Genomic DNA, 4,437 nt, shown 5'->3' on the forward strand with positions numbered 1-4,437 from the left:
GGGCGCATCGGCTTTCGCCTATGAAATGCCGACTCACCGTGTGCTATCTGAGCAGGCGGCAGCAAAGTCCAGACTGAGCCAACCCGATGTCCTGGCTGATCTGGGGCTCACCAAACCCATCACTGATCCCACCCAAACCTTTCCGATCGATTACGGCTCGTGCCGCCGAAAATAGCAGACGATTACGGGGCCCAAGTATTAGCTGGCCCGAAGTTGAAAGTTGAGGCCGAAAGACCTATTCTTGCGCGATTTGGTGCAACACCTGCGCCTGTCCGCATATGATCCTTTACCTCTTCGGCGGCTACGCCACCCGACGTCTTGATATCTCTTGAGAGAAATGGCATGACCGAAAGTACCCAAACCCGCGTTTTCGAAAACGTTCCCAGCCCGTTTTGCGGCATAGCCTCGGACGACCTGAAAATCGAAGTCGAGGGCCAGCGGGTCAGAATCCTCGAGAACGGTGACGCCGTAACGATTCCCGGCTTCGAGCAAGCGATCGCCGATACCGTTCCACGCATCGCCGGAAAGCCGGCTACGCTGGACCAGGCCGTCGCGCGCGCCTCGGAAATATTGAAAAGCACTCGCCTCCCGGTATTCAGCGGCTTCGGCACCGATGTCGACGAAACCCGCGCGGCGCTTTCCTTGATCGACCGTTGCCGAGGCGTGTTCGATCAAATGCGTGCCGAAGGCGGCTTGCGCAACCTCTTGGTGCTGGCCGATTCCGGCTGGATGGCGACGACCTTGGGCGAACTCAAGAATCGGGTGGAGGTTCTGGTCTCGTTCGGTACCGATATCGAACTCAATTTTCCGCGCTTCTTCGAACGCTTCGTCTGGAACAAGGAAACGCTGTTCAACGGTGACACCGGCAAGCGCGAAATCATCTTCATCGGCCGCGCCCCGACCGGCCAGGCGGCCACCGCCCCCGACGGCCGCCCGCCGAAGGTCATCCCCTGTGCCCAGGAGAGCCTGCCGGATGTGGCGGCGGCGCTTTCGGCTCTGGCCAAGGGCGCGAAACTTCAAGCGGAACAGGTCGCCGGCATCCCCGTCTCGGAGCTGCAATCGGTCGTGGATCGGCTGCGCCAAGCCCATTACAGCGTCGTGACCTGGGCCGCGGGACAACTCGCCTTTCCTGACGCCGAACTGACCGTACAGCAGCTGTGCCAGATGGTGGCGACGCTGAATAAAGACACCCGCGCCGCCGTATTGCCACTGGGCGGACAGGACGGCGATCGCACCGCGAGCCAGGTGTGCGCATGGATCAGCGGTTATCCTACGCGCGTCAGCTATGCTCGAGGTTACCCAGAATACGACCCCTACCACAACGGCGCGGCACGACTCCTCGCGAACAGCGAAGCGGATGCCCTGTTCTGGATTTCGAGCCTGAGCTCGACGCCGCCTCCGGCGAGTGACGTACCCACGGTCGTGATCGGCCGCTCGGGAATGCGCTTCGAATCCGAACCCGACGTGTTCATTCCCGTGGGCGTGCCCGGCATCGACTTTGCCGGCCACATGTACCGTTGCGACAATGTCGTCGCCATGCCGCTGTACCAACTCCGCAAGTCCGAGCTATTCAAAGCATCCGATGTGCTTCGAGCGATCGAGCAAGCACTCGGCTCTACCACGTAGCAACAGTCTCCGATAGTTCCTATTCCCTCCCGGCTTGCCCCGCCGCATTCCAGAGCAAACCGGGAGGACAGGCACAGAATCAGCCCGTTCAAACCGCTGTTTGCACCCCGCCCCATACTCTGGCGATACCCCTTTCCGTCCGAACCGATGCCGTCGAGTTGAAAAGTTAAACCGGGTTGCTTATTCTTCCGGGCTATACCAAGCCTACGGAAGAGGCATTGTGTCAGATTGATTTGAGTTTATTGGCCGTCCCTTCCAGAAAATCCTGGGACCGCGTGTTTTTGCATAACTTTGTGAATACGCGGGTCCAACGATGAGAAGTGGCGAATGCTTTGCTGGGACTTGGACATATTTAGCCTCTTCCGGCTAGGAATGGCTCCATAAAGACATTTACATCAGTTCGATGCCAGTACCGCCTTTTCATCCCACCCATCGATCTCCAGCGTCATTGCATGACGACTGCGGCGGCAAGACCGATCCGCTGAGATTGGTGTTTCTGACGACGACCCCGAGGTGCGACCGCCCGGACTGGGTCGGATTCCGGATATAACCGGACCAGCGGTATCACCTTGCGGTAACGATCCACAGGAGAGCTTGTTTCATGCTGATTAAACTCACGGGCGGCACTGTCTACGATCCCGCGCACAACATCGATGGCCAGGTGCTGGACATTTACATCCGCGACGGCCGGATCGTTCCTCACTCCGATATTCAAGGCATGGCGCCCGATCAGGAATACGATTGCCGCGGCAAAGTGATCATGGCCGGAGCCATCGACATGCACACGCATATCGGCGGCGGCAAAGTGACGATCGCCCGCAACCTCCTGCCGGAGGATCACCGCGCCGATCCATCGCCCCGTTCGGGATTAAAACGCGCCGGCTGCGGCCATGCCGCGCCCTCCACGCTGACCACCGGTTATCGCTATGCGGAAATGGGCTATACCGCCGGCTTCGAACCGGCGGTGCTCCCCATCAACGCCCGCCAAGCGCACATGGAAATGGCCGACGTACCGCTGATGGACGTAGGCGGCTATGCCATGCTCGGCAGCGATGATTTCTATCTGCGCCTACTCTCGTCCGGCGCCGACCAGCAGGTCATCAACGATTACGTGGCTTGGACTCTGCACTCCAGCCAATGCATCGGCATCAAGGTGGTCAATCCCGGCGGAATCAGCGCGTTCAAATTCAACCAGCGCAAGCTGGATCTGGACGATCAGCATAGCTATTACGGCGTCACGCCGCGCCAGGTTTTGCAGAAACTGGCCAGGGCGGTACACGAATTGGGCGTACCTCACCCTCTGCACGTGCACGGCTGCAATCTAGGGGTGCCGGGCAATCTGGAAACGACGCTGAACACGATCACCGGCATCGAAGGCTTGCCGATGCATCTAACTCATATCCAGTTCCATAGTTATGGCACCGAGGGCGACCGCAAGTTTTCTTCGGGCGCGGCACAGATCGCGGAGGCCATCAACAAGAACCGCAACATCACGGCGGATGTAGGGCAAATTCTGTTCGGCCAGACCGTCACCGCGTCGGGCGACTCCATGCGCCAGTTCGTCAATTCCCATCATGCCCATCCGAACAAATGGGTATGCATGGACATCGAATGCGACGCCGGCTGCGGGGTGGTACCGTTCAAGTACAGGGACCAGAATTTCGTCAATGCCCTGCAATGGTGTATCGGGCTCGAAATCTTCCTGCTGGTGGACGACCCCTGGCGCATTTTCCTCACCACCGATCATCCTAACGGTGCGCCATTCACCACCTATCCCCATTTGATCCGGCTGCTGATGGACAAGAGCTTCCGCAACGACATGCTCTCGACCATCAACGCCGATGCCGCCGCGCTGAGCACGCTCGGCTCCATCGACCGCGAGTACAGTTTGTACGAGATCGCGATCATGACCCGCGCCGGAGCCGCCAGGCTTCTCGGCCTCAGCGACCGCGGCCATTTGGGCGCGGGAGCCGCCGGGGACATTACCGTATACACCGAACAGGAGGACAAGGAGGCGATGTTCACCAAGCCCGATTATGTCTTCAAGGACGGTGAACTGGTCGTCCGCAACGGCGAAGTGGTCAAAGTCGTCTGGGGCAATGTGCACACCGTCAAGCCGGAGTTCGAGCGCGCGGGTATCGAAGGGCGACTGCGGGACTATTTCGATCGCTACCACACCATGAAGATGGACAACTTCATCATCCGCGACTGGGAAATCGAGAACGATGGACGCAGCAAGATTCTCGTTCATCCCTGCCAAGGTCAGGCCTAACAAGAATGGCGCGAGCATTCTCCCCCGTTGAGACGCAAAGCACCCGAATTCTGCAAATAAAACAAAAGAGCCGTGAGGAACTGCATGAACATTAACGGCGTCCAGATCGATGCGACTTTCGCCGAAGCCTTTCCGATGAGGGCCACACGGGTCATCATCACCGCTCAAAATCTCAAATGGGCTTATCATGCGGCTCAGGCCATGACAGGCTTCGCCACTTCGGTAATCGCGTGTGGCTGCGAAGCAGGCATAGAGCGAGAACTCGATCCGAGTGAAACGCCGGACGGACGACCGGGCATCTCCGCGCTGATTTTCGCCATGGGCGGCAAAACCTTGGCCAAGCAAGTGGAAACCCGCGCAGGCCAGTGCGTGCTGACCTCGCCCACCTCGGCACTGTTCGCCGGCATTCACGAAGGCGACAAGATTCCCTTGGGCAAGAATCTCCGCTTCTTCGGGGACGGATTCCAGATCTCCAAGCGCATCAACGGCAAACGGTATTGGCGCGTCCCGGTCATGGACGGCGAGTTCCTCTGCGAAGA

2 protein-coding genes and 1 pseudogene are annotated in these 4,437 nt (G+C 59.1%); all 3 read left to right on the top strand.

Going from position 1 to position 4,437, the window contains the following annotated elements; translation table 11 throughout:
• Positions 1-342 precede the first annotated feature (342 nt).
• Positions 343-1,626 carry a formylmethanofuran dehydrogenase subunit B gene (locus tag ABJK70_RS20810; RefSeq protein ID WP_077732067.1) on the top strand — a complete coding sequence of 428 codons (1,284 nt, stop codon included), beginning with the start codon at positions 343-345 and terminating at the stop codon, positions 1,624-1,626.
• 601 nt (positions 1,627-2,227) lie between these two features.
• A complete protein-coding gene (locus ABJK70_RS20815; RefSeq protein WP_133717962.1) occupies positions 2,228-3,898 on the top strand; it encodes a formylmethanofuran dehydrogenase subunit A in 1,671 nt (556 codons plus the stop codon).
• Between the two features lie 84 nt (positions 3,899-3,982).
• Positions 3,983-4,437: pseudogene (locus ABJK70_RS20820) on the top strand (formylmethanofuran--tetrahydromethanopterin N-formyltransferase); the annotation flags it as partial.

The organism is Methylocaldum sp. (assembly GCF_039794385.1).
Lineage (GTDB): Bacteria > Pseudomonadota > Gammaproteobacteria > Methylococcales > Methylococcaceae > Methylocaldum.